Source organism: Echinicola sediminis (genome assembly GCF_054777495.1).
This window is the reverse complement of record NZ_BAAHAP010000036.1, coordinates 1-25268: the sequence shown is the minus strand read 5'-3', so window position 1 is coordinate 25268 and position 25268 is coordinate 1. Positions and strand designations below refer to the sequence as shown.

Here is a 25268-nt window from a genome sequence, read left to right as displayed (position 1 = left end):
TACCTAATACTAAAGCAACGAAATACATGACTGAAGGCCCTCTAATGGCATTTGGAGCAGTTCTTATAAATTGATCAACAACATACCTCCTACTACAAGAGTGGATTTCCAGCCTCCGTCCTCCAGGTCCCCTTGATGGCTGACATAAATCCAGGGCTCTGTCCGGCTTTGGCCCTCCCGGAAAAAACCCAGGTAGTTTCTGGTCCTTCCCAATTTGCCTTTGGAAACAAAGACTTCTGTGGTATAAAAGGGCCTGAAACCCAAAATACGGATTGGCTCCGGGGGAATGAACCGAAAATCCGTGCGGTAGCGGATTTTTTGGACTGCCGCCGGCAACATCCGGTATTCAAAGCGTAGCCGGTTTCTAAGCGACCAGTTTCCAATTTTAAACTTAGTTCCAAACCGAAGTTGGGGCCTGTTCTCCACCAACCATTTCCCCTCTTCCCGGTATCTTTCATGCCTGTAATAGCCCTCCAGATAAAAATGGGGAGAAAAAGTGCTTTTCACACCCAATTCCACAAAATTATCATAAGAGCCTACCCCATTCTGAAACAGGGAATTAAACAGCGCAAAAGCGGAGAATTTCGGAGAGATTTCCTTGAACAGATAAAGCTCTGCCCAAATTTCCTTTCTGGTAGTCGGTTCTTCCGCCCCTTGGCCAATTGTGGTTAAAGGGAAAAAAAAGAATACCAATAGGCTCAGCGCTATATAACATCCATACTTCTTGTACTTCCCTGTACTTTCTTTACTCCTTACAAACATTTCTTCTAGATGCAAGGAGGCTGTCTACTGATCATCTATTTACCAAATGGTCCACAGGGGCACCATTCGCACTGTCCCTGAACCCGACGGCTACAGGTACTATTGCCGGTCATAGTCCAGAAAAGAACCATAGGTAAACTCCAGTCCGATCGTGAGCTGACTGGAGTTTACCACAATAATTCCAATGAAAATAAGCCCAAGCCCTGGTTCAACCTTCCTCCCTCCTTGCATTGGATGAAGGTTGAACCTACTCAGCTTCTCATCACTATTTTTTTACTTGCTTGCTGCTTGAGGGACTACCCGCCCAAAAGCCTACTTATCGAAAACTGTTATAAGCAGGCTTTCCTCTCCAAACCTGGGGCATTTCCAAACCGAAAATCCAAGCAATGGTCGCGGCGGTATCATAGGTCATTACCAGGTCTTTGATCTCCTGGTTCTTTTTAATCCCTTTGCCCTGTATTATCCATGGGATATAAACCTCTTCGGTGCTTTTGCCCCCGTGCCCTTTTCCAATTCCCCCATGATCCGAGGAGAGCATAAAAACAGTTTCCTCCTCTATCCCGGCCTCTTTAATGGCCTGATGGATTTTGCCTATCCTTTGGTCGACTTTTTTCAACTCTTCATAATACTCCGGGGTGTCATGCCCGATATTATGCCCCACTCCATCCGGCTCATTGAGGTGGACAAAAAGAAAATTCGGCTTTTCCTCTCTGATAATTTGAGCTGCTTTTTCGGCACAAAACTCATCATTCCCCTCAGCGTCTATGATATGATCAATGGCACTTTTTTCCAATAATGGGCCTATCCCGCCCCAGCTGTAAATGGCCGCTGTTTTTGACTTAGGTTTTTGCTCCCTGATCAAACCGAATATGGAAGGATAGTTGTTATATTTACTCACCTGGGCGGAAGGGATTTCAGGTGTTTTACTTCCCCATTCTGTGTATCCATGGGCGGTAGGACCTGAACCCATCAGCATCGAGGCCCAGTTGACCGCACTGGAAGAGGGCAATACCGTTCTGGCCTTTAGGGTATAGCTTCCGTTTTCCATTATCATTTTGAGGTTCGGCATATCGGATTGGGGAATGGCATAAGCTCCCAGACCGTCACAGCCGACCAAGATCACGTGCTTTACTTTTTTTACCTGCGCATGTAAATCGACTGCCAACAGCAACAGCAGTATTACTAAGGTTCCAACTCTTTTCACTTTCTCTTTATTTAATGTTGACTCTTATTTAATGGATTGAAAACAATAGATATTTCCCGCAAAATCGGCGATATAAAAACCGTTATCGGAAATGGCTGCCGAAGTGATGACCGGTGCTCCCAGGCTTTTCTTCCAAAGAAGCCTGCCGGTATTAATATCCAGCACGTAGACCTTTCCGTCCATGGCACCGAAGATCAGCTTATCCCCTACCAAAACGGGCGTGCTCTCCAAACTCTGTTGTTGGTCGGCAAAATAGGATGGGGTATAAAACAACGCCTCGTCCACTTCAAATTCCCATATCTTTTGGTTGGTTTTCCGGTCAAAGGCCGCCACTCCCGGATGTGAACCGGCCACGATTATCTTATCCTTCAGCACTATTGGGGCTGAAGTCCCGGTATTTTGCATCTCTGTGTAAAAACTGCTCAGTACCTCTCCGGTCTTTGGCGACAATTCAAACAGCTTCCCTTTATCAAAGGACTCCCTCTCTGCCACCCAAAGACTCCCTTCACTAAAAGACAAAACCCCATCCCTGAATCTCAAACCATGATCGCTCTTTGACCAAAGCAGTTTCCCGGTGTGCCTATCGTAAGCATCGATGGCAGTCCAGTGCCGGGCAGTTACCAATACATCTCCTGCAATGGTCATCGTCGGAGTACTACCTTCTCCACCGCCCTGCTTGGTATTTTGCCAAATAATTTTCCCATCTTCCACATCCAATGCCGTCAGCCTTTCCGCAAAACCTGTATAGACGATATCGCCATCGGTGACGATTCCCGTAACAAATCCCGGTAAACGGTGGTACTTCAGGTCTCTTTTCCACAGCTGTTTGCCTGTGGCTATGTCTATGGCATAAGTAAAACCCAACATGTCGGTAGCAATGACCTTCCCTTTGGCCACCACCATTTGGTTTTTTACTCCGTTTTCGGTAGTCACTTTCCACTTTTCTTTGCCCGTATTGGCATCCCAGCAGACAATGAAATTGTTTTCTTCATTCCCATCATCAAAGCCAGCAGACAAGGCATAACTGTCAAACAGGACCGGAGAACTCATATAAACATTCGATCCGACGTTGGCAAGCCACTTGAGAGCATAAGCGCCAGAATGTGCTTTATCCGTTACACTGTGATGTTCCTTGTTGCCTCCAAGGTTGTTCCAGTCCAGGCCAGTCACTTGATCGTTTTTGTATCCCTTGACCTGGAATTTCTTCTTCCTGTGCAGCACTTCTCCACTTCTCAGGTAGGCATCCACCACCACTTCCATATTCTCTTCCAGATCGTCTTGGACAGCACCTACCCAGTTCCAATCAGAAGCCTTTGTCATGTGTTGCCATTTGGAATCGTCCAGGGAGGAGACCCAGTTGAAACCTTCCTCACCGAATACCCTTATTTTTACGCTGTCCACTTCCGAACCGCTGTCATAAACGTTCACCGAAAACCTGACACTTCCCTCGGCATCTTTGTACACTTCGTCACCAGAAGGGGATACGATCTGTATTTCCCGCTCCAGGTGTGTCCAGCGGAGCCTGCTCTTGGTATTGCCTTTGGCATCTACGGTAATCTCCCTGAAGCAGGAAGGAGAATGGTCGATTCCTCCTTTCGCCAAGGTGGCCGTACCGTAGGACACCACCCCGCTTTCCCCATGGGTCTTCACCATGTTGACATGCCAGTGCCCGTATAACCAGGCTTTCAAACCGTAATCCTCCAGGTCAATGTGCTCATTTTCATTGATCTTGAACCGGAAGCTGTCGTCATTGCTCAACAGATCATGGTTGAAAAACAACTTTGGTTTTTCTTTTCCATATACCGCCATCAGGTTCTTCAACCAGCCCCCGATATCCTCTGCATCAAAGCTTGGGGGATAGTCCCCGCCCATCATCGGAGTGATGACATACAGCCCATTTCCAGATTCAAATGCATACCAGGCAGGACCTAGCTTTTCTTCGAAATACTGTTCGCCATAATCCCCCTTGATCAGGTCATGGTTTCCAAGACAGTAGTACACAGGGATTCCCAGTTCTTTTTCCGTCAAGTGTTCCGAATGCCACTTGATCCCTGATTGATAACAGATATCTCCGGTATGGACCACAAAATCGGGCTGGTGTACACGAATATATTTTTTCAGGTTATCCACCCAATCGCCATATTCATAGGTTTCCGTATCGGAGATCTGCAAAAAAGTGGTGCTGGCCTTTGCCTCTTTGGCCATTACCGGAAAATTATACGCTTTTTTGCCAGCCTCTATTTTCTGGTACCTTTGATTGACTTTTTGATCCGGGCCAGGATAGACTGTAACAAACCGTTGTTTTTCCCAGCCGGGCAGATCAAAGCTACCCTCTTGATTGGTCTTTACGACATGAAAACCTTCACTGACTACGGCACCTGAAATTCCGGACTCACCAGGGTCCAATACGCCATTTTCATTTTCATCCAGAAATATGCTCCCTTTGATCTGGGCAGATGAAACTTGTACTGAGGCCAGATAGCCTACCACTAATAAAATAAGGTAATTTTTCTTCATTAAAACTTAAGCTGACGGTCTGAAATATAGGGAACAATAGGATAAGCATAAGCGGCCATATTCACCCCTAGCTCCTTTGGTGAGGGCCCCACAAATTTGGTGGATTTACCCTTGATCTCAATTTTACCCTTGGTGGAGAGTCTCACCGATGCCCAGATCGGTTCCTTGTACGGAACAGTATATTTGATCCAAGGGTGGGACTCATCTACCTTTTCCGAATAACGGATGGTTTTATAATTGTCCCCTAGCCATTGGTAGGAAGCACTGTTGATCTGCACATAATGGATCCCGTTGATATGGTTATAATAATCCTGATGGTGGTGGCCGCTCAATACCAAAACCACCTTTTGGAACCCGGCGCTTTCATTGGCCTGTTCCAAGGTATACCTTGTGGTCGTACCATTTTCAAGTCCGCCCAGGTCATTGTCCAGGCCCTGATGACAGAAGACCACCGTAGGCAGCTCTGTGGCATCCAGGTCTTTTGCCAACCAATCCAGTTGTTCCTTAGAGATATACCTCGCATATCCTGCTGGGCGGTCTGGACTTTCGTTGTGTTCGTTACCGTCCAATACGACAAAATGAAAGCCATTTTGGTCAAAGGAATAGTACTTCCCCTGGGCCTCCCAAAACTCCACTACCTGATCGCGGCTGTAGCCCCCATCCGTATCATGGTTTCCAATGACATGGAATTTCTTGCCCCCGAATTTGTTCCACGTATCGAGTAGGGATTTATTGTCCTTCTTTGGGACACAGAAATCCCCCAATTGAATAATAAAATCAGGACTTTCCCTGTTCATCTCACGGACAAAGGCATCCAGCCGTTCCATACTGTCATGCATGATGTCATGGTGCAGATCGGTAATGACCCCAAACGATATGGCATCTTTGTTTTCAGCGGAGAAGGCTGCTGGAGCAAAATAAAGGGAGGCGAGTCCCAGCCCGCTCGCCTTCATAAATTCTTTTCTGTTCATAATTTTCTTTTATTTATCCAAAAGCGAATGATAGGTGTTTTCCAAACTTCCATCATCATAAAGCTTGATTATGGCATAGCCCGGAGGGGTTTCCTGATAATAATAGGCCAATGCAGACCTTTCATCTCCCTCTCCCCACCAATAACCGCTCATGGAGCCGTTACAATAATATTGGACATCATTATACCAGGCCCTATCGAGCAGATGTTGGTGGCCACTTAAGCACACCTTGATTTTATCCTTATGCTGATAAAATAAATCCCGCAGTTTCACATGATCCCCGTGCTGTCCTCCTTCCCAGGTGCCGGTAACGGTCAAAATGGGAAAATGGGACATCAGCAATACAGGGGTATTGGGGGCCAAATCAGCCAGTTCCTTTTCCAACCATGCAAACTGCTCATCATCTAAGGTCACCCCCTTGTGGTTTCCATCCAGGATGATAAAGTGCCAGCCTTTTTTCGAAAAGCTGTAATAACGGTTGGGCATATCCAAGCGTTTGGCAACATAGTCTAAACCAAACATCTTGTCCTGCTCTTTGCCATCAACATCCCACCAAGGATCATGGTTGCCGATACAGCTATGCATCTCATATTCCGATACGCTGTTTCGAAACTTGTCCCAGGTTTCCCATTGGGCCAAGACCCTTTCCCTGCTGGTCCCATCGTATGAAGCATCCATGATGGAATCCCCTCCATTAAGGAAAAAGTCCGGGCTGTGCTTCACCACCTCCTGCAGACATGCCATGGCCCTTTCGGGCACCCCATTATCGGGAGTGATATGAACATCTGTAATGTGTGCCACGGTCAATAGGGGCTTCCTTGCCTCGGCCGCAAACGAAACAGCAGGAGCAATCAAAGTTGCCCCTGCAGTTGTACTGTTTCTTAAGAATTTCCTTCTGTTCATTTGCTTACTTATTTCCAGAATTCATTCTGTATCAAATTGGGATTGAGGACCATTTGCTGTAGTGGGACAGGCCGGTAATAATACTTTGGTCCCATAAAGCTTGGTACGTTATTTTTATTCTTTGTAAAAGAGATGAAACCATGGTCGCCCTCTGTCAAATAAAAACTCTGGGCAGAACCATTTTCATCCACCAGATAATACATTGATAGCCCCTCTCTAACTTCAGAAGGTAGCCCCTGCAAAGGTCCCTCTTTTCCTGGTGCTTCAAGAATGGCGATATCTTCCACCCCGTCACCTGTCACGTCCATGGCCCCTAGCTGGGGAACATACATCCCCTGTTGGCCTCCATTGTACACCTCTCCTGCGGCCCATCTTAAAATATCCGGATACCTTAATCCTTCACAGGCCAATTCTACCCTGCGTTCCCTTCGGATCTCCAACAGCGCTGCATTACTGGCGACTTGAGGATAACGGGCAGCCAATACCGGATCTATTGCTATCGACCCGATTTGCATGGCCGGCATTCCTACCCTCTCTCTGAGGATGTTTACACTCCTGTCTAAATCTGCTTGGGTCAGCTCCCCTAACTCGGCCTTTGCTTCAGCATAATTAAGTAAGACTTCGGCGTACCTGAAAACAGGCAAGTCGGTATAATTCCTGTTCCAACCTAGTCTCAAGTCCTCTTCAGGATAAAACTTCACCTGTAGGTAGCCACCAAAATTGGGGCTGGTCCTCACAGGATCACCATCTGCAGTGGTCTTGAACCCTGGATAGGCTATCGTTGCCATCATCCTTGGGTCCCTGTTTTCGAACATTTCCACAAAGCCTTTCTCATTCCAATCAGGGGTACTGCTGAAGGCTGTTCCATCTTTCATCAGATAAGTATCCGCCAGGCCCTTACTCAGGGACCATTGCCAGTTAAATACTACGTGGGAATTATTCCCCACTCCTAATTTCTGATCCATATCGGCCCACCAGATCATTTCCGGATTATTGGACAGATTCCCGCTTTTGAAAATACTGGCATAATCTGCCTGGGTATTCCCGGTGCTATAAATTTCAAAACTGCCGCTATCAATCAGGCGTTCCGCTGCATCCTTGGCCATGGTAAGCCATTCATTTTCACTTCCCTGAAGATTGACCTCTGGATGATACTTTCTGAAGGTGCCTTCATACAGGGCCACCCGGCTCAGCAGTGATAAGGCCGCTTCCTGGGTCACCCTGGTGCGGTCACCTCCGGATTTGATGTGCTCCACGGCAAAGTTTAAGTCCGCGAGCACTTGGTCCATCACAAATTCCCTGGGATCCTGCGGCTTATAAAGGAGCGCTTCATCGGCATCTGTTAAATCGCTGTCATACCAGGGCACATCAGAATAGCGTTTTACTTTTTCGAAGTAATACCAGGCCCTGAAAAACCGGGCTATTCCTATATAATGGTTGATCTCCACCGGATCGCCCTGTACTTTATCCGTACGGGAAAGCATGTAATTGATTTTTCTCAAATCTGCCCAATCTGACCAGCCGCCGACATTACCGGGGTTAAGGCTGCCAATGAGCAATTGATCGGTCTCAGTACTTCCGGTATAGAGGGAAATATTATCCGTACCCAAGTCCTCATAGGAATACCTCATTTGTCCATAAAGGCCATTGGTATAGGTTTCCAAGTCGGTGGGAGTATTGAAAAACTGCTCGGCAGTAATGTCAACATGGGGCTCTCGCTGTAGGAACTCATCGTTACAGGAACTTATGGAGGCACCCAAGGCCCCCATAACTACCAATTTTATTATATTATTTTTCATAAAATGTCAGGTTGAAATGCTTATAAGGTGAAATTCACGCCAAGAGAGAATGTTCTTTGGAAGGGATAAGTAGTCGTATTGCTACTTCCACCGGAACCAATGACCTCTGGATCAAGCCTGGCCTTCAGGTGGGAGATTTCCAACAGGTTTTCTGCCGTGAAATAAACCCTTAGGTGGTTGATCTTCGCCCTGTTCAGCAGGGATTGAGGAAGCGAATAGCCAAGCGTTAGGTTTTTAAGGCGCATATAGGCTCCATTTTGCAAATAGCGGGTTTGAGGAATCCCTAACTCTGAGCGGTCCTCAGCAATATATGATTTCACTCGTGGGAAATAACCGTCCGGGTTGTCAGGGGTCCAATGGTCCAGGTTGTGCGCCTGTACATTGGTCCAAGGCTGAGCATAGACACCCCAGAAATAATGGTTGGAAGCTTCAGGATACCAGTCTTTTTTACCTACCCCTTGGACAAAGACCCGGAGGTCGAAGCCCTTCCAGTTACCCGACAGGTCCAGCCCGTAAGAATAACGAGGGGTGGTGTTGCCGATTTTCTTGAAATCCCCGTGATTTTCCAAGGTCCAGTCGCCTCGGTCTATTTTTCCATCCCCATTGATGTCCTCAAACCTGAGATCACCAACATAGAAAACATATCCCTGATCATCCGATCCTACAGCCGTCTGATCCAGTTGCTCCAGTTCATCCTCTGACTGGAAAAAGCCATCGTTGGTCAATCCCCAAATTTCTCCAATTTGCTGGCCCACATAATAGTCTCCCATGTAGCCGGTAGGATTATCATACTTAAGGATTTCCGACTTATAATCGCTAAGGTTCAGTCCAATGCTATAATTCAAAGGAGCACCCGCCAAAAGCACTTCATCCCTCCAATCCAGTCTCAACTCAAAACCACGGGTCACCAAATCTCCGGCATTGATTTTAGGCTCACTTGCCCCCAACACGGCGGGGAGTGTTTTACCCTTGACCAACATGTCCTTGGTGGTCCTGGAATACACGTCCACACTGGCACCGAACTTTCCTTCCCAGAAGCTTAGGTCAATTCCCAAGTTCTTGCTGCGCACCGTTTCCCAGGTCAGGGAACTGGCCACCAAGCCCGGAGGGGATACCGTCTGTGGTCGCTGACCGCCCAAAATTTGCCCAATTTGTCCGGAGCCCATGGCCGGTATGTATCCATAATCTGCCACCGATTGGTTTCCTAAGGTACCGTAAGAGGCCCTGATTTTAAAGAAATCCAAATGGAGGGATTCGTTAAAAGATTGCATAAAGGCTTCCTCAGAAAGCACCCAAGCGGCGGAAGCTGAAGGGAAGAAGCCAAACCGGTCTTCTTTCGGGAACCTGGAAGAGCCGTCATACCTACCGTTGAACTCCAGAATATATCGGTTATCGAAGACATAATTCAACCGGTAAAAGGCTCCTCTTACGGCCCAATCCGAATAGCCTTCGTTTCCGTTCCAATCCCCAGTGGCCAACGAAACTGTGGGGAGGCCGGTGGTCACCAATTCCTTACGGCTTACCCAGAAATCACTAAAAATCCTACTTTCCTGGTTATATCCCAAAAGTCCTTTTAAGGCATGCCGCCCGCCGAAGGTTTTGTTAAAGTCAAGGTAGGCATTATAAATATTGTGCTTGACCTCAGAAGAACTGGACTGCGCAAAGTTCGGATTGGCTCCGCGATATTGTATGGGCTGATCCGGTCCGTTTTTGTAGGGCACCGAAACATCAAAGGAGGAGCCTGCTGTATTGATCCTTCTGAAAGTCGCATCTGCCTTCAACTGTAGCACCTCTCCGATAAGGTTGGCTTTGAGGTCAAATTTGGTCATCAGGTCATTGGAAGCAGAAACATTCCTTCCCCCCTCCTGCAGCCTGCCCAATATTTCGGCGCCGGCAGAGGTCCAGCTTCCATCAGGATTCCTTGGAACATCCAGAGAGTTGGTACGGTTTACATTATGAAAGAACAGCCACTCATTGTAATAGGGCCGGTCATACTCGCTATTCGCATAAGCCGTATTGTTTCCCAAGGTCAACCATTCTGTAATTTTCATATCTGTTTTGGCCCGAAGGTTAAACCGCTCATACGTATCGTTTCCATACTTGAGCATACCATCCTGGCGGTAATAGCCTCCTGAGAAATAATAATTGAGGTCCTTTTCCTTTTTTGAAACAGAAAAGTTGGCCGAATAACTGGAACTGGAGTTCTTATACACTTCATCCATCCAATTGGTCTGACCAATGTACTGGTAAAAATCCGGGTTGTTTGGATTGAGGATAACCGCTGGAAGGCTTGGATCAGCTGACCTTTCTTGGGCATAGGCTCTGCTCTCCTCGGGATAGAGATTGTACAGAGGCCAAGCAGCTTCGTGCTTGTACTTCATTGCCCTATATGGATCGGTAACCACATCAGGAATATCTCCCAAAGTCCTCACCCCATAAATCATATTGCCGCTGACCTTCATCTTGGAAGATTTAGCTGCCTTGGTAGTGACCAAAACCACCCCAAATGCTGCCCTGGCACCATAAATGGCCGCGGAAGAGGCATCTTTCAGCACCGATACACTTTCAATATCTGCAGGATTGACATTGGCCAATTCCGATTCCGTCACGGGGACATTGTCCACCAAGATCAGTGGAGAGCCTCCGTTCAGAGAGGTAAAACCCCGGATATTAAAAGAAGGACCGTCTCCTGCTCTACCACTGTTTCGGGTAATGTTGAGGTTAGGGACCAAACCTTGCAGGCCATCTCCCAGGTTGGCTACCTGCCTGTTCTCTATCTTTTCCGATCCCACCATGTCTACCGCACCGCTGAGGTTTTCCTTTTTGGTGGTGCCATATCCCGTTACCACAAATTCTTCCAGGTCTGCGGCACTTTGGACCAGGCTGATCCCTACAAGCCCACTGTCCGTCACCTCTACCTCTTTATCCAAATAGCCTAAATAGCTTACCACCAAAGTCGCCGGCAACCCAGGGACAGTAAGTGAAAAATTGCCATCTAAATCAGTAACCGTTCCCTTGCCGATATCCCTGAGCATCACAGAAGCACCAACGATGGGACTTTGGTCCGCTGCATCAGAAACATTTCCCTTGATGGTCTGCGCCTCCTCAACCACTTTTTCAGTAGCGGGGATTTCCTTTCGTTTGACCACGATGGTATTTTCTTTTAACTCGTACTGCAAAGGCTGCCCTTCAAAACACGCTTCCAGTATGGCTGATAGCGAGGCGTCCTTCATTTTGATATTGATAGGCTTGGCCTCCTTCAAGGCAGCCGTGGAATACAAAAACAGCACCCCTGTCTTTTCTTTGATCTCCTTAAAAACTTCCACTAGGGAAGCATTTTCTTTTTTAATCGTTAACCGCTGCGAATACACTCCAGCATTTACCTGCAAACAGGTGATCAATGCAAGGACAATGGCGAACCTGGAGTAACGCCACTTTTTTTTGGACACAGCCCTTCTGGCACTGCTCCAAATGGATAGTGAATGATTCATATTTGGTGATTATAATGTTTGATTTTCTTTTAGAATTTAGAAGCCCACCAATGTGCATACATTGGTACACTCCCGGAAATTGGGGGAATAGGGAAAAACTGTACTATACTGCTTTCATAGGCCGGTTATTTGCTTACTGTAATCATCACTTTTGTCATTTAACTATAATAGTGTCTTCTGATTGAAGGATAAACCGTACTTCTTCCGTCGTTTCCAAAAGGTCCAATACGCCTTTTATTTCACGGTCCTGTGAAATTTGGCCACTAAACTTCTTTTGCTTGACATCCGATCGGTAATGAATATCCACACCATACCAGCGACCGATTTTGTTCATGATCTGTTCCAAAGGTTCATCCTCAAAAACAAACATTTTGTCTTTCCATCCAATCACAGATGGAATATTGGCCTTTACTACTTCTATTGAAGCATTTTCCGCTCCACTGATTGCTTGATACCCAGGACTTAAAACCACTTTTTCATCGTCCGAATCCACCTCAACTTCCCCCTCGATCAAGGTAGTTACGGTTTGATGTTGGTCTTTATAGGCTGAAATATTAAACTCGGTTCCCAGTACTTTTACCCTCGATTCGGGGATAACAGCATCCTCTTTATGGATACTGACTATAAATGGCCTTTGGCTATCTTTTGCCACATCAAAATAGGCCTCTCCCCAAACATGCACTTCACGGGTTTTTCCTATAAAATGCGTGGGAAATGATATTTTTGAACTGGAGTTAAGCCATACTATGGTGCCATCCTCCAATTCCAGCTGAAAGCGACCTCCGACAGGGGTGATCAACTGATTGATCTCACTTTTCTCCTCTCCTTGCCCCTTTTGCCCGTAACTTACCCGCTCATTACCTATTGCTATGCCAGAACGGGATTGTATTAGCTCAGTAGACGACTCATTGGACAAATCGATCTCCTGCCCGTTTCCCAGCACCAAAAGGGCCTGATCCCGTCCCGGAGGAATGGTGATCGCCGTATGCTCCACCTCTTTACCCTCTTCCCAAAACAAACCATTTGAAAGCACATAGAGCAAAATACAAATGACCAGAACTGCCGCATAAGGCAACCAGGATATCAGCCTAAATCTGGAAGCAACTCCTGATTTTGTAGCTCCCGCAATGTTTGACCAAGCCTTATCAACATCCACTCTTTCCAAGGTCTTCCAGTGGCTGTGCCAAGCCTGCCTTTCTTTCAAACTATCCGCTAATTCCCGAAAAGCTGGCACAGAGGCATACAGTTGATCAAACTCTTTTTGTTCTGCCTCATCCAGTCCATGGATGGCTTCCCTTTTGATCAAGACCAGGTATTCCCAATATATCTTCTCCTGTATCAACGTTTCAGTTTGTTTATGGGTAAGACAGTTAAAAAGTAAAAAAGGGTGTCTCCACCCCCTGATATTTCCAAACTTAATTTCTTATTAATATTATTCATCAAAACTTAACGTAGGTAAAACATTAAAGCAACCAACTAAATGCCACGTCGGATAAACGGGGCCTCAATAGCGTCAGCGCCCGCTTTCGCTGCGATTTGACCGTATTGATAGAGATGGAAAGTTCCTCGGCCACTTCTGTATACTTTTTCCCTTGGATAAATAATTCCTTGGCTACTTTTTGACATTCAACAGGTAATTCCTCTATGGCCTTGTGAATTTCCACCAAAACTTCTGTTTGTAAAATGGTGTTCATCAGGGAATATTGCACGGCAGCTGGATCCAATTGGTGCTGATAAGCTTCTTTTACTTGATGATGCTTCAGATAATTCAGGGCTTTGTTCCTCACTGTCTGGTATAAATAGGACCTGAGGGATTCCACTTTATCATTCTTCAAGTCCTCCCGTTTGTGCCACAACTTGACAAAGGCTTCCTGAACAATATCCTCCGCTTCCGCTTCCTGGTAGATGTATTGGTTGGCAAAAAGCACCAGCTTGGTATAGTTTTCATCAAATACTTGTTTTAGTAATGCTTGGTCCATCTCGCGTTTAGTTTAGAGCAAATCTATCTGATATCCTGCAAAGCATAAAGCTAAAATACGAAATTAACCGAAACTTAATACACAAAACACAAACATTATGAAAATTTTTACATATTAAAAAAATATTTAACCATAGTAAAAATTTGGATAATTGCACCAAAACAGAATATGAGTAAAAAATAACATCAGGAAACCCTTAATTCTATGCTTATAAATATAACTGATCGCCATCAGAAATATTCATATATGTAAAGATTTTTTTTACTTTCAATTAACATTTTAACACTGTCCAATGTAACCTTGTCATTGACCTGAAAAACTTGAAGACAGATGGATTAGTGCTCGAAGTCAACACCTTAGTCAAACAATCAATAGTAATAAAATAAGGTTCTATATGGATTGCTATGGGTAGACAAATTTAAATTATTAAGGAGATCTAAATGACTTGATGTTCAAAGAGGCCCTTTACCGATGGCTATCGGTAGGAAAAGATTTTTTCACAATTAACAGGAAAATCAGCTCACTTCGACAAGCTCAGTGACCGTTTGCTATTTTTGGTAAGAAAGCGGACAACGTAGACACTTCTGGCCCTGGGTTGGCACCCAGGGTTATTAATGTTTTGCCCATACAGGGCTATAGCCATTATTTAAAAAACAATCACAGGAGCACCCTGAAGGGGTGCTATATGGTTAACCCCGGGCCTGTCTGCCCAGGCAGGCAAGACGACAAAGGAGGCGCAGCCCGGGGCCTTGCCAACAGTCGCTCTAAGCATTAGCCGCCAAAACTATTCATAATGTCAACCATTTTCCGCTAATGCCTTTTGCCACCTTGAAAAGCCTTGCCGAAAATCTACCTCCAATCAATTAAACAGAGGAGAACTGTAATTGAAAGTTTTAGCAAGTTTAGCCATACTAAATCATATAGAGCCAATTTTATTCGAGGTAACAATCCGGATAATCAGAATTTTTAACCTTTTGAAAGGTGCTTTTAATTAAAAGGACGTATTTATTTCGGATATTAACCAAGTTGACAAAGGATTTTTTCTCTTTTATTAAATTCAAGCATTGTAGAATCCTGTATTACTAATTCAGTGGTTATTGAATTAATGTATTGTGTCGTGTGGTGCGTGTGAAAGATTCGGTGGTGATAATGGTTTGTCTTTAATAGTTCATTCATAATCCAAGTCAAAATGAAATTCAAGTTTAGCTTATGCTGCTTTTTGTTATCGGTGCTACTGTTGTCTTGTAAAACAGTAGGTACTGAAAACAAGGAGGCAGCAGGGAGTTTTTCTCCCCAATGGGACCAGACCCATTCTGGTGTTTGGAAGGCCGAGGTGAATAATCCTCCTTCCTTTAACCTGTTATCCGAATCCAAGAAAGCGCCCAGGGCAGAGGCCATTACAAAACTGGGGGATCAGCCCATCCCAATAGACCTGGGAGAAGTCAAGGCGTCTACCAAAAATGGGCGTACTTATATTCGCTTCCCATTGGAGGAAGGCGAGGAGTTATACGGTTTTGGATTAAATTTTAAAACTGTTCGTCAGCGGGGGCGCATCATGCGGCTTCATATGGACCACTATGGTGGCCGTGACAATGGCCGGACCCATGCTCCGGTGCCTTTTTTTGTATCGGACAAGGGATATGGGGTATTGATCAATGCTGCACGTTATATTGATGTTTATGCAGGTTCGGGAGTGAGCAAAGAAAGTGCCCATCCTGCAGCTGTGAGAGACCGCAATACGGATGCGCAGTGGTCGGCCAATCCTTATTCGGACAATTTGGAATTTGTCATTCCTGAAGAAGGAGTAGAGATGATCCTGTTTACCGGAAAGGACATGATGGAAGTGGTTCAGCGGTTCAACCTGTACTGTGGCGGTGGCTTTATTCCCCCAAAATGGGGCTTGGGATTTTGGCAACGAACGCCCACACTGTACTCTGATGCGGATGTGACGGAGGAATCAGAAAACTTTGCCCAAAAGAATTTTCCGTTGGATGTCATCGGCCTGGAGCCGGGCTGGCACAGCAAAGCTTATCCCTGTACTTTTGAGTGGGATGAAGGCCGGTACCCCAATCCTGAGGCATTTGTTCTGCAGATGGCCAACAGAGGAACCAGGGTCAATCTTTGGTGCAATCCTTTTTTGTGGCCTGATTCCAAACTGGATAAGGCAATGAAAGCGTATACCGGTTCCCATACCGTATGGTGTGGAACGGTGCCTGATTATACCATGGAAGGTGCCCGAAAGGTATTCAAAGACCATCTTGTCAAGCACCAATTGGATATTGGGGTGAGTGGTTTCAAAATAGACGAGGTGGATGGCTATGATAGCTGGTTGTGGCCCGATATCGCCACCTTCCCTTCCGGGCATGATGGTGAGCAGATGCGCCAAACTTATGGTACGCAGTTGATGACATTGACCGATGAAATATACCGCCAAAAGAATGAGCGTACCTATGGCCTTATCCGTGCCGCCAATGCCGGATCGGTTTCCTATCCCTATGTGATATACAATGACTATTACAGCCATAAGGATTTTATCACTGCTTTGATCAATTCGAGTTTTTCCGGCTTGCTATGGACTCCTGAAGTTCGGGCCAGTGATTCTTCCGAGGAATGGGTGCGCAGAATGCAGTCCGTATGTTTTTCTCCCATGGCCATGCTCAATGCCTGGGCCGATGGTACCAAGCCATGGTCTTTTCCCGATGTTTATGAAGCTTGTCAGGAAGTGGCTTTTCTGCGGATGCAGATGTTACCGTATATCTACTCCACCTTTGCCCAGTATTATTTTGAAGGAAAACCTCCCTTCCGGGCGATGGAGCTGGTTGAAGGATATCTGGTAGAGGCTGAAGAAGTCAAAGGGGCCTTAGACGCTACCGATAACCCTTACGCTGAGGCGGTAAAAAGTGAGGTCAAAGACCAATACATGATGGGGGACAATCTCCTTGTAGCTCCCATGTTTGAAGGGGAGAAAAGCAGGAAGGTGATCTTGCCAAAAGGCAAATGGTACGACTTCTACACAGGAAACTTTGTGGGGGATGGTGAAGTAATCGAAGTAGAACCGGGCTTGGAGCAAATACCCCTTTTTGTCCGCGATGGGGGGATTATCCCCATGATTCCAAAAATCCGTCAAACTTCTGAGTGGACCTCGGATCTGCCTGTAGAAGTAAGGGTGTATGGTCAAAAGGACGGCAGTTTCCAACTCTATGATGATGATGGGAAAAGCTTTGACTATGAAAATGGGGACTATAGCCTGACCAAACTTTCCCTTGAAAAGGGACAAACAAGCATAAGGGCTCTTGAGGGGAAAAATGATTTTGCCTTCCATTGGAACATGATGACCAAGTAATTTCAATATAAAATGTCTTACAGATTAGCGTATTTAGCAAGTATGGCACTGTTGATGTTTTTTTCAACAGTGCATTATGGAAATGCCCAGACCTATACCGAATTACAGGATTTGGATATTTCCTTAAGTGAGCAGACCTATGCCGCTCCGGTAAAGAACAAGTCAGTGACCGGGGAAGCCTTGTCCATATCGGGAGAGGGGTTTTCCAAGGGAATAGGGGTACACTCCAATTCCACGATCAAAATCAAAATGAATAACGGCCGGCGTTTTCTTGCCAAGGTGGGCGTCAATGATTCGGATATTGATTATCAGTCGGACAAAATAAAATCCATCCCTTTGACGGACGGGAAGAGGATCTTTTATCATGTCACTGAATCCGAGAAGCAATTCGTTGGGATTGAAGGGGAGGATGGCGCTGTGGACCGGGGAAGCGTGATCTTTAAACTGATCCACGATGGGCAAGAGGTCTATAACAGCGGGAAGATGAGGCAGGGGGATCCGGCCAAGGTGATCGACATGGAAATCAGCAGGGGGGTATTGGAGCTGGTGGTGGAAGATGCCGGAGATGGTGGCAGCGGAGACCATGCGGTATGGGCCGAACCTAGGATTGAGTATTTTGAGATTGCACCGGTGATCAAGCCGGGTGATTTTGTCGGCCAGAAGGTGGAGCAGTCCAGCGAAGTTAAGGAGCATTTGACCAAAAAGATGGCCGGATTGCCTGAAATAGCCATGCCGCTGGACCGCCCGGATTTTGATTGGTTGATTGATAATTCCAAAGCCAGGGCCAAGGTTTACCGGAACGATGACAATGATATCGTACTCAGCAATGGCTTGATAGCAAGGGTGTTTAAGGTAAACCCCAATCTGGCCACCATTGATTATGTCAACCAGATGACGGGGGAGAGCATGCTTCGGGCCGTTTCCAACGAGGGGGTATTGACCATAGATGGGAAGTCCAATGAGATTGGAGGCCTGAGCAGTCAACCAGAGTATGCCTATACCCTGATGAAGTGGGTGGATGAGCTGAGTGCCACCGGAAATTCTTTCCAAATTCAGGACTTTGATGTGAAGGAAATTTCCGATAGGATGGGCTGGAAACGTGTTCGCTGGGCGATGAATGAAAAAATGCCCACCGGTAAAGAGCTGGTCTTTACTTTGGCCAAAGATGGGGTGAAAGTAAAAGTGCACTATGCCATGTATGATGGCATCCCTACCTTATCCAAATGGATAGAAGTGATCAACGAAAGTGAGTTGATCGTACAGCTTAACAGCTTTAAACTGGAACAGCTGGCGATGGTGGAAGGGGAGAACCTTGTGGATACACCGGAGCACTGGGTAAAACCCAACATCCATGTACAGACTGATTATGCCTTTGGGGGAATGCAACAAAAGACCTCCCAGGAAACCGTTTTTTGGGAAAAAGATCCCCGATACACTACCCAAACGAATTACCCATTGAACCTGGAGTGTATGCTGGAAGTAAGGCCTCCTTTAGGACCGGAGACGGCCATTCCTGTAGGAGACACCCTGAGCACTTTCAGGGTCTGGGAATTGCCCATGGACAGCAGGGACGAAGAAAGAAGCGGTCTGTTTATCCGTAAAATGTACCGCACCATTTCTCCCTGGACCACAGAAAACCCCATTTTTCTTCATTTGACCTCTACAGATCCTGAGGTGGTCAAAACAGCAGTGGACCAATGTGCGGCAGTGGGCTATGAAATGATCATCCTTAGTTTTGGCAGTGGGCTGAACATGGAAGACGAATCAGAGGAGAACTACCGGAAATTCAGAGAACTCCGGGAATATGCCAATTCCAAAGGGATAGAGTTGGGCGGTTACTCGCTGCTTTCCAGCCGATGGATCAGCGAGGAAGTGGATGTCATCAATCCCGAAACAGGTAAGCGCGGCGGGATGATTTTCGGCTCTTCCCCCTGTCTGAGCAGCGAATGGGGTTATGATTATTTCAGAAAGATCAAAAAGTTCTTCGACAAAACCGGTATGCAGGTGTTTGAGAATGACGGATCCTATCCCGGGAATGTCTGCGCTTCCACGACGCACGCCCATCACAATGGTTTGGGAGATAGCCAGTGGAAGCAATATGCCCAGATCCAAGGGCTGTACCAATGGATGCGTGAAGAAGGGATCTATATGAACGTGCCTGATTTTTATGTGAATTCCGGAACCAATAAGACAGGCATTGGCTATAGGGAGGTGAACTGGTCACTTCCAAGGGAAAGGCATTTGATGCATGGCCGTCTGAATATCTATGATGGACTTTGGGACAGGATTCCAAGCATGTGCTGGACTTTTGTTCCTTTGACCCAATACCATGGGGGAGGCGCCGCGGCCACCTTGGAACCCCTAAAGGACCACCTGAAGGACTATGAAAACCACATGATGCAAAACTATGGCTCGGGAGTCCAGGCCTGCTACCGGGGACCACGGCTCTATGATGCTCCGGAAACCAAAGCATTGGTGGAAGAGGTGATCGGTTGGTACAAGAAGTACCGCAGGGTCTTGAACAGTGATCTTATTCACTTGAGAAGGCCTTCAGGAAAAGATTGGGACGGTTTTATGCATGCCAATCCTGAATTGGAGGAAAAAGGCTTGGCCATGTTCTTTAACCCAACTGATGGGGAAATTACCAGGGAAATCAAATTGCCCTTGTACTATACCGGCTTAAGTGAGACCGCTCAAGTGAGGGAAAAAGAAGGGACAAGCAGGACTTATAAGCTGGCACGGGACTACTCCATTACACTGGAAGTGACCATTCCGGCAAATTCCTATACCTGGTATGTCATCGAACCATAATGCTTACAAGAACAATTGATTTAACCCGCTCCAGAATTTTGCCTATGTAATATTTAAATAAGGAAACATTAAGTTTTATACGATTATCCGGAATTACACCAATAAATTTATTTCTCACAGATTCCACAGAATTCCACGGAATCAATAAACCTTTTCTGTGGGTTTCTGTGCATTCTCCGCCTCGGCGGACAAGTTGTGAGAGATGGTTTGCTAACTTAGAGCTACTGGTGTCTTTGCGGATACACATAAGTTTTGAAAAAGAAGAGGCTGTATCGTAATAGAATTTTACCAAAAGCCAGCAGAATAATAGTTGTGTCCAATGAGCAGTCAGCAGTTATTCGGGATTGGTTAATTTGGGATTCGACTCGATACTCCGGTATCATCGATCAAACTTCGATTATCAAATCACTATTATTCTAATCTCAGAATAAAATTTGGTCATTGAGCCGTAAAAATTACTTATGAGACAGCTTCTTTTCATTTGGAATTATACCTATTAAGAGTATGCTAGTGTTAAGTTAATCGTCAACAATAGTACTGAGCATGTCAAATCCTTTTCTTCGAGATATCGGGTAGAGCGGGTTTTACTGCTAAACTGAAAAATCATGTTTAGTTATGTAAAATCAATCAGTCCTGCATGCCGGTAACCGATTAAACAAGAAGGGGACTTCGAAAAGTATCGACAGATCATGCTTAACATTATACTAGGATTAGTGCATATAGTTGCCAGTTTTTTAAAATGAGGTAGAATATATAAATTTGCCATGGAAGATAATTAAGGCCAAAGATCATTGCCGGTCTTTTGGCAACTGAACCATGGAAAGAAAGAACAACAGGAATATTTATATCATAAGGCTGGCCTTAGTCCTTATGTTGCCCCTTGTTCTTACTTTATCTTTATTGCCATGTTGCCCAACCTTCGACACTTGTCCGGATGAAACAGAGCATGCTTGTGAAGACGAACCTGAACAGGGTACTGTGCCCAGTATGGGAATATGTTCTCCTTTTTATACTTGTGGTAGTTGCCCGGGCTTTATATTACAAGCATTGGTGTTTTCGCCTTTGCCCTTTAAAGAAATAAGCAAAGCGGTTTTGGGCGATAAGCAGGAATTTACCCCTTTTTCCCTGGCCAAGTCACTTTTCAAACCCCCACAGGGCTGATTTTTTTACTTTGTGATGCTGTCTCATAGATCCACGTCATTACCATTCCGATAAATATCGGGGACGATTTCTCTTATTTTGGGGCAGCCTCTTCTATATTTTACAGTCAAATAACTATAAAAAATTACCGTGAAACATATTATCACAGGAGTGTTATTGCTTTGCCTGTTTGGTAAGGCGATGGCACAGAACACCTTTACAGCAACGATCAAGGACAGGGAATCCAAGGAACCCTTATTGGGCGTGTCAGTCTTCATTCCTCAATTGGAAAAAGGCGGTGCCACTGATATCCAGGGGAAAGTAAACATTGAGGGGATTCCGGATGGGACCTACACCTTGATGGTACAGCATTTAGGTTATCAATCGATAAAATTGGAAAAGTCCTTTCCCATGGGCCCGGATGAAAAAGAACTGACCCTATTGATGTCCCATGCAGATGAAGAGATGGAAGAGGTCGTCATCACTTCCACCAGAAGCAGCAGGACCATAGAAGATATTCCTACACGGGTAGAGTTTATTGCAGGGGAAGAATTGGCAGAAAAAGGGAACATGAAGCCCGGGGATATCCGCATGCTTCTGAACGAAAGCACAGGAATCCAGACCCAACAGACTTCGGCAACCAGTTATAATTCCAGCATCCGGATCCAGGGGCTGGATGGCAAATATACCCAGTTGCTAAGGGATGGCCTTCCGCTTTATTCGGGCTATTCCGGAGGATTGAGCCTGATGCAGATCGCTCCTTTGGACCTGAAGCAGGTAGAAGTGATCAAAGGGGCATCATCTACCCTGTATGGGGGCGGCGCCATTGCGGGACTGGTGAACCTTGTTTCCAGAACCCCTGGGGAAGACCGCGAACTCAATTTTATGGTCAATGGTACCTCGGCCTTGGGGCTGGATGTCAGTGGCTTTTATGCAGAAAAATACGGCAAAATAGGGACCACGGTATTTGCTTCTTATAACAAGGGAACCGCATACGACCCTGCTGACATTGGGCTCACGGCCATTCCTGATTTTGAACGGTACACCATTAACCCTCGTCTTTTTCTCTACCTCGATGAGGGCACGGAGATTAACCTAGGGTTCAATTTTGTGACCGAAGATAGGTTGGGAGGCAGCATGGATTATGTGGAAGGAGATAGCAACACGGGGTATTTTGAGGCCAATAATACGGACCGATTATCCACCCAGTTTGACGCTACCCATCGCTTTTCCAATCATTCCCGCTTACAGTTGAAAAACAGTGTCAGCTTTTTTGACAGGTCCATAGCCATTCCTGATTATACCTTTGGGGGAAAGCAGGTTTCTTCCTTTTCAGAACTCAATTATGCTACCTTCGGTGACCGGATGGAATGGATTGTAGGAGCGAATTTATGGACGGAAAATTTTGATCAAAAGCAGGGGGATCCCGAACAGGATCTTGGTTTTTCCAATTACACTACGGGCCTTTTTGTCCAAAACACCTGGAACATGGCCACTCAATGGACCTTGGAAACCGGCTTGCGGGGGGACTATCAAAGCCAATATGGTTCTTATCTACTGCCCCGGTTTTCATTGTTGTATGAGCCTAATGACAGGATTACCTTCCGTACAGGTGGGGGATTGGGGTACAAAACCCCCACCCAATTTACCGAAGATACTGAGCGTTTACATTTCAGAAATGTCCAGCCTATAGATGTGTCTGCGACAAAGGCCGAACGTTCTACCGGGATCAATCTGGATGTTAATTATAAATGGCCCATTTCAGGAGAGCTTAGTCTTAGCACCAATGCCTTGCTGTTTTATACGCAGATCGATGACCCCATGATATTGGTGCGGAACCCTGGTGGGATGTATGAATTTACCCAGCCCAATGGCTATATCAATACCCAGGGAGTGGAAGCCAATATGAAATGGAGCTACCATGATTTTAAACTATTTGTGGGGTATACCTTTGCAGATGTCAATGAGCATTATGGCAATGAAACCACAGAGTACCCCTTGGTTGCCAAGCACCGGCTGAATAATGTCTTGATGTATGAAAAACATGGTAATTTCTGGATCGGACTGGAAGCTTACTATTTCAGCCCCCAAAAACTTTCGGATGGAAGTACCGGAAAATCCTATTGGATCATGGGCCTCATGTCTGAGAAAAAATTAGGGGAGCATTTTTCGCTCTTCCTGAATTTTGAAAATATGTTGGATACGCGCCAGACAGGTTTTGATACCATTTATACCGGAAACCTTAACGATCCCCAATTCAGGGACATATATGCTCCCGTGGACGGTTTTGTGATCAATGGAGGCTTCAAACTCCATCTTTAACCTGAATTCCAATTCTTGGAATCAGGGTTTAGAAGAAAATTAATTTAGAAAGAAGCAGGCTGTCTCATAAAATCTCGTCATTGCGAACGGAGCTATAGCGAAGTGAAGCAATCTCTTGTTCTAAAATGAGATTGCTTCGTCGTACCTCCTACCATTGACAGGGTGTTCAACGTGTGGAGGAGTTCCCTTTGGTTGCTGAGCCTGTCGAAGCATAAGGGGTTAGGGGGGAAAGAAGGCGGACTGATATCTGTCATCCAACTCCTTTATGTTTGAAAAATGTTGACTTCTCGCTATGACGTATGGGAAACCCTCATCGCGATCCGACCCTAAGGGCGGAGAAGCCTGCCTTTCGCAGGCAGGCTATCGAGTACGTATTTTCTTATTATGGGACAGCCCTTTTATCTTTGATGACCATAGGCAATAAGGAGCCTGTAGTGTACGATCATTTAACCCGCACAGTAAGGGCAGTCCGGTTCACCGACCAGCATTCCTTTTTTGTCCAATCGGTAATTACAGCATTCCCTGAACCGCTGTTTTAGGATGCTTTTCGATCTACGGATCCTGGCTTTTAGGTTGGCCAGGGAGATTCCTAAAAAGGCAGCCGCGTCCTGCTGTTTCATCCCTTCCAAATACACTTTTTCTATACAGATTTTATAAGTATCAGGAAGTTCTTTAATGAACCTGTCAAAACAGCAGAATTTATTGGCGGTGGCGGGCGTGGCTGATAAGATCCTGATATCCTCATCGGAAGGGTGGGTGCGCTTACGGAAATGATCCATGGTTTCATTCCTTGCGATTTGGAAAATCCAGGCCTTTATTTTCTCAGGATTATTGACCTGATCAATATTCGTATGGATTTTTAAAAGGGTATCCTGGAAAATATCATTGGATACATCCTTGTCCTTTACCTTCCTTAGGATAAAGAAAAAGAGTTGCTCTCCATACCTTTCCACTATTGTTTGGGAGGTTATTTCCATATCAACTAATTTAAGGTAAGGCCATGGGCCTTACCGGTTAAGCGTTACAGCAGCTGCATTTTTGGCAATCGCATTGTTCACAGGGACAATCCTTCTCCACACAATTAACGCAGTTGCATTTTTGGCAATCACAATGGGTACATTTACAATTGTTCATCTTTCTTCCATTTTTAGTACATCCTGTAGACGCCAAGAGTTCTAAAAGGATACTCCTTATTTGAAAAAAAATAATCCAGAAAGATCCAAGTTTTATTTTATACTGTCCTCTTTTAGTTAACCGTTTTTCTATCATTGTAATAGGTTTGTTAGTTAAAAGAAAGTTTTTAAAAGATTATTTTTTTTGATTTGTTGTTTTGTTTTTGTTACATTTCATGTTTCAAAATGTTTTTGATTTATAGCCCTCGATATTATGGTAGTTAAAGAAGAACCAAAAAACAAGAACAACCAGAGTGCTAGTTTTTCCTTAGGGGAATATCAGGGTGGAAAAGACGGTTTAACTACTCTTTCTAAAAAAAATGAAAAGAGCATTTGGGAAGGATTTACCAAGGGAGATCAAGATTGTTTGATTTATATTTATCGAAATTATGCCAATACTTTGTTTAGGTATGGTAGACAGTTTACTCCTCGGCAGGAATTTATCAGAGATGCTATCCAGGAATTGTTTTATGAACTGATTGAAAGACGTTCGAAACTGTCCAAGGTAGAATCGATCAAAGGCTATCTTTTCGTATCCTTAAAAAGAAAAATACTCAAAGGGATAAAAAAGGAGGAAAGGGTAAAATATGAAAATGAGGGTTTTTCTATTTACGTAGAACAAGAAGGCCGGTCCCTATCTCCCTATGATGAAGAAATTGACCTTTCCCTTATACAGCAGGCTCTTCAAAAACTCCCGGTAAATCAAAGAGAGGTGATCTTATTGTACTTTTATGAAGGATTGCCCTACAAGGATATTGCACTGATCATGGGAATAAAAGTACGTTCGGCCAGAGCCTTGGCCTATCGGGCGCTGGACTCCTTGCAAGAGGAGTTGGGTCCCCATAAAAGTGCCC

15 protein-coding genes are annotated in these 25268 nt (G+C 45.4%); 5 read left to right on the top strand and 10 right to left on the bottom strand.

The window, feature by feature from the left end:
* Nucleotides 1–63: 63 nt before the first annotated feature.
* From ACYVAA_RS11125 to ACYVAA_RS11085, 9 genes are all read right to left on the bottom strand, one after another.
* Nucleotides 64–762 carry a DUF2490 domain-containing protein gene (locus tag ACYVAA_RS11125; protein WP_460541580.1) on the bottom strand — a complete coding sequence of 233 codons (699 nt, stop codon included), beginning with the start codon at nt 760–762 and terminating at the stop codon, nt 64–66.
* Between the two features lie 316 nt (nt 763–1078).
* On the bottom strand, nt 1079–1966 hold the full coding sequence (locus tag ACYVAA_RS11120; protein ID WP_460541578.1) for an alkaline phosphatase: 888 nt from the start codon (nt 1964–1966) through the stop codon (nt 1079–1081).
* A gap of 24 nt (nt 1967–1990) precedes the next feature.
* The gene (locus ACYVAA_RS11115; protein ID WP_460541576.1) at nt 1991–4483 is read right to left on the bottom strand and encodes an outer membrane protein assembly factor BamB family protein; all 2493 of its coding nucleotides are present in this window, start codon (nt 4481–4483) and stop codon (nt 1991–1993) included.
* Nucleotides 4483–5454 carry a metallophosphoesterase family protein gene (locus ACYVAA_RS11110; RefSeq protein ID WP_460541574.1) on the bottom strand — a complete coding sequence of 324 codons (972 nt, stop codon included), beginning with the start codon at nt 5452–5454 and terminating at the stop codon, nt 4483–4485. Before ACYVAA_RS11110 ends, ACYVAA_RS11115 begins: the two co-directional genes overlap by 1 nt.
* A gap of 9 nt (nt 5455–5463) precedes the next feature.
* Complete coding sequence (locus ACYVAA_RS11105; protein ID WP_460541572.1) at nt 5464–6357, bottom strand: metallophosphoesterase family protein; 894 nt, start codon at nt 6355–6357, stop codon at nt 5464–5466.
* Nucleotides 6358–6365: 8 nt separating this feature from the next.
* Nucleotides 6366–8156 (bottom strand): RagB/SusD family nutrient uptake outer membrane protein, encoded by a 1791-nt coding sequence (locus tag ACYVAA_RS11100; protein ID WP_460541570.1) that lies wholly within the window; start codon nt 8154–8156, stop codon nt 6366–6368.
* A gap of 20 nt (nt 8157–8176) precedes the next feature.
* Entirely contained in the window at nt 8177–11647 is a 3471-nt protein-coding gene (locus ACYVAA_RS11095) for a TonB-dependent receptor (protein ID WP_460541568.1), read from the bottom strand.
* 154 nt (nt 11648–11801) lie between these two features.
* Nucleotides 11802–12989, bottom strand: a complete 1188-nt coding sequence (locus ACYVAA_RS11090; RefSeq protein WP_460541566.1) for a FecR family protein — start codon at nt 12987–12989, stop codon at nt 11802–11804.
* Between the two features lie 121 nt (nt 12990–13110).
* The gene (locus ACYVAA_RS11085) at nt 13111–13626 is read right to left on the bottom strand and encodes an RNA polymerase sigma-70 factor (RefSeq protein WP_460541564.1); all 516 of its coding nucleotides are present in this window, start codon (nt 13624–13626) and stop codon (nt 13111–13113) included.
* Between the two features lie 1189 nt (nt 13627–14815).
* Here ACYVAA_RS11085 and ACYVAA_RS11080 point away from each other — a divergent pair.
* The 4 genes from ACYVAA_RS11080 to ACYVAA_RS11065 all read left to right on the top strand — a co-directional run bounded on the left by ACYVAA_RS11080 (nt 14816) and on the right by ACYVAA_RS11065 (nt 23242).
* Complete coding sequence (locus ACYVAA_RS11080) at nt 14816–16969, top strand: TIM-barrel domain-containing protein (RefSeq protein WP_460541562.1); 2154 nt, start codon at nt 14816–14818, stop codon at nt 16967–16969.
* Between the two features lie 12 nt (nt 16970–16981).
* Nucleotides 16982–19780, top strand: coding sequence for an NPCBM/NEW2 domain-containing protein (locus ACYVAA_RS11075; protein ID WP_460541560.1), 2799 nt, complete (start codon nt 16982–16984; stop codon nt 19778–19780).
* Between the two features lie 816 nt (nt 19781–20596).
* The gene (locus ACYVAA_RS11070) at nt 20597–20941 is read left to right on the top strand and encodes a hypothetical protein (RefSeq protein WP_460541558.1); all 345 of its coding nucleotides are present in this window, start codon (nt 20597–20599) and stop codon (nt 20939–20941) included.
* A 129-nt stretch (nt 20942–21070) separates the two neighbouring features.
* Entirely contained in the window at nt 21071–23242 is a 2172-nt protein-coding gene (locus tag ACYVAA_RS11065) for a TonB-dependent receptor (RefSeq protein ID WP_460541556.1), read from the top strand.
* A gap of 446 nt (nt 23243–23688) precedes the next feature.
* Here the strand turns inward: ACYVAA_RS11065 and ACYVAA_RS11060 are convergent, their stop codons facing one another.
* Complete coding sequence (locus tag ACYVAA_RS11060) at nt 23689–24219, bottom strand: sigma-70 family RNA polymerase sigma factor (RefSeq protein WP_460541554.1); 531 nt, start codon at nt 24217–24219, stop codon at nt 23689–23691.
* A gap of 409 nt (nt 24220–24628) precedes the next feature.
* On the opposite strand from ACYVAA_RS11060, the gene ACYVAA_RS11055 reads away from it, so the two are divergent.
* A partial coding sequence (locus ACYVAA_RS11055; protein ID WP_460541552.1) for an RNA polymerase sigma factor occupies nt 24629–25268 on the top strand: 640 nt, incomplete at its 3' end.

Excerpts from the sequence above, each read along its gene's own strand:
- ACYVAA_RS11125 (WP_460541580.1), bottom strand. The coding sequence starts at position 762 with ATGTTTGTAAGGAGTAAAGAAAGTACAGGGAAGTACAAGAAGTATGGA.
- ACYVAA_RS11115 (WP_460541576.1), bottom strand. The coding sequence starts at position 4,483 with ATGAAGAAAAATTACCTTATTTTATTAGTGGTAGGCTATCTGGCCTCA.
- ACYVAA_RS11110 (WP_460541574.1), bottom strand. The coding sequence starts at position 5,454 with ATGAACAGAAAAGAATTTATGAAGGCGAGCGGGCTGGGACTCGCCTCC.
- ACYVAA_RS11105 (WP_460541572.1), bottom strand. The coding sequence starts at position 6,357 with ATGAACAGAAGGAAATTCTTAAGAAACAGTACAACTGCAGGGGCAACT.
- ACYVAA_RS11100 (WP_460541570.1), bottom strand. The coding sequence starts at position 8,156 with ATGAAAAATAATATAATAAAATTGGTAGTTATGGGGGCCTTGGGTGCC.
- ACYVAA_RS11095 (WP_460541568.1), bottom strand. The coding sequence starts at position 11,647 with ATGAATCATTCACTATCCATTTGGAGCAGTGCCAGAAGGGCTGTGTCC.
- ACYVAA_RS11085 (WP_460541564.1), bottom strand. The coding sequence starts at position 13,626 with ATGGACCAAGCATTACTAAAACAAGTATTTGATGAAAACTATACCAAG.
- ACYVAA_RS11080 (WP_460541562.1), top strand. The coding sequence starts at position 14,816 with ATGAAATTCAAGTTTAGCTTATGCTGCTTTTTGTTATCGGTGCTACTG.
- ACYVAA_RS11075 (WP_460541560.1), top strand. The coding sequence starts at position 16,982 with ATGTCTTACAGATTAGCGTATTTAGCAAGTATGGCACTGTTGATGTTT.
- ACYVAA_RS11070 (WP_460541558.1), top strand. The coding sequence starts at position 20,597 with ATGGAAAGAAAGAACAACAGGAATATTTATATCATAAGGCTGGCCTTA.
- ACYVAA_RS11060 (WP_460541554.1), bottom strand. The coding sequence starts at position 24,219 with ATGGAAATAACCTCCCAAACAATAGTGGAAAGGTATGGAGAGCAACTC.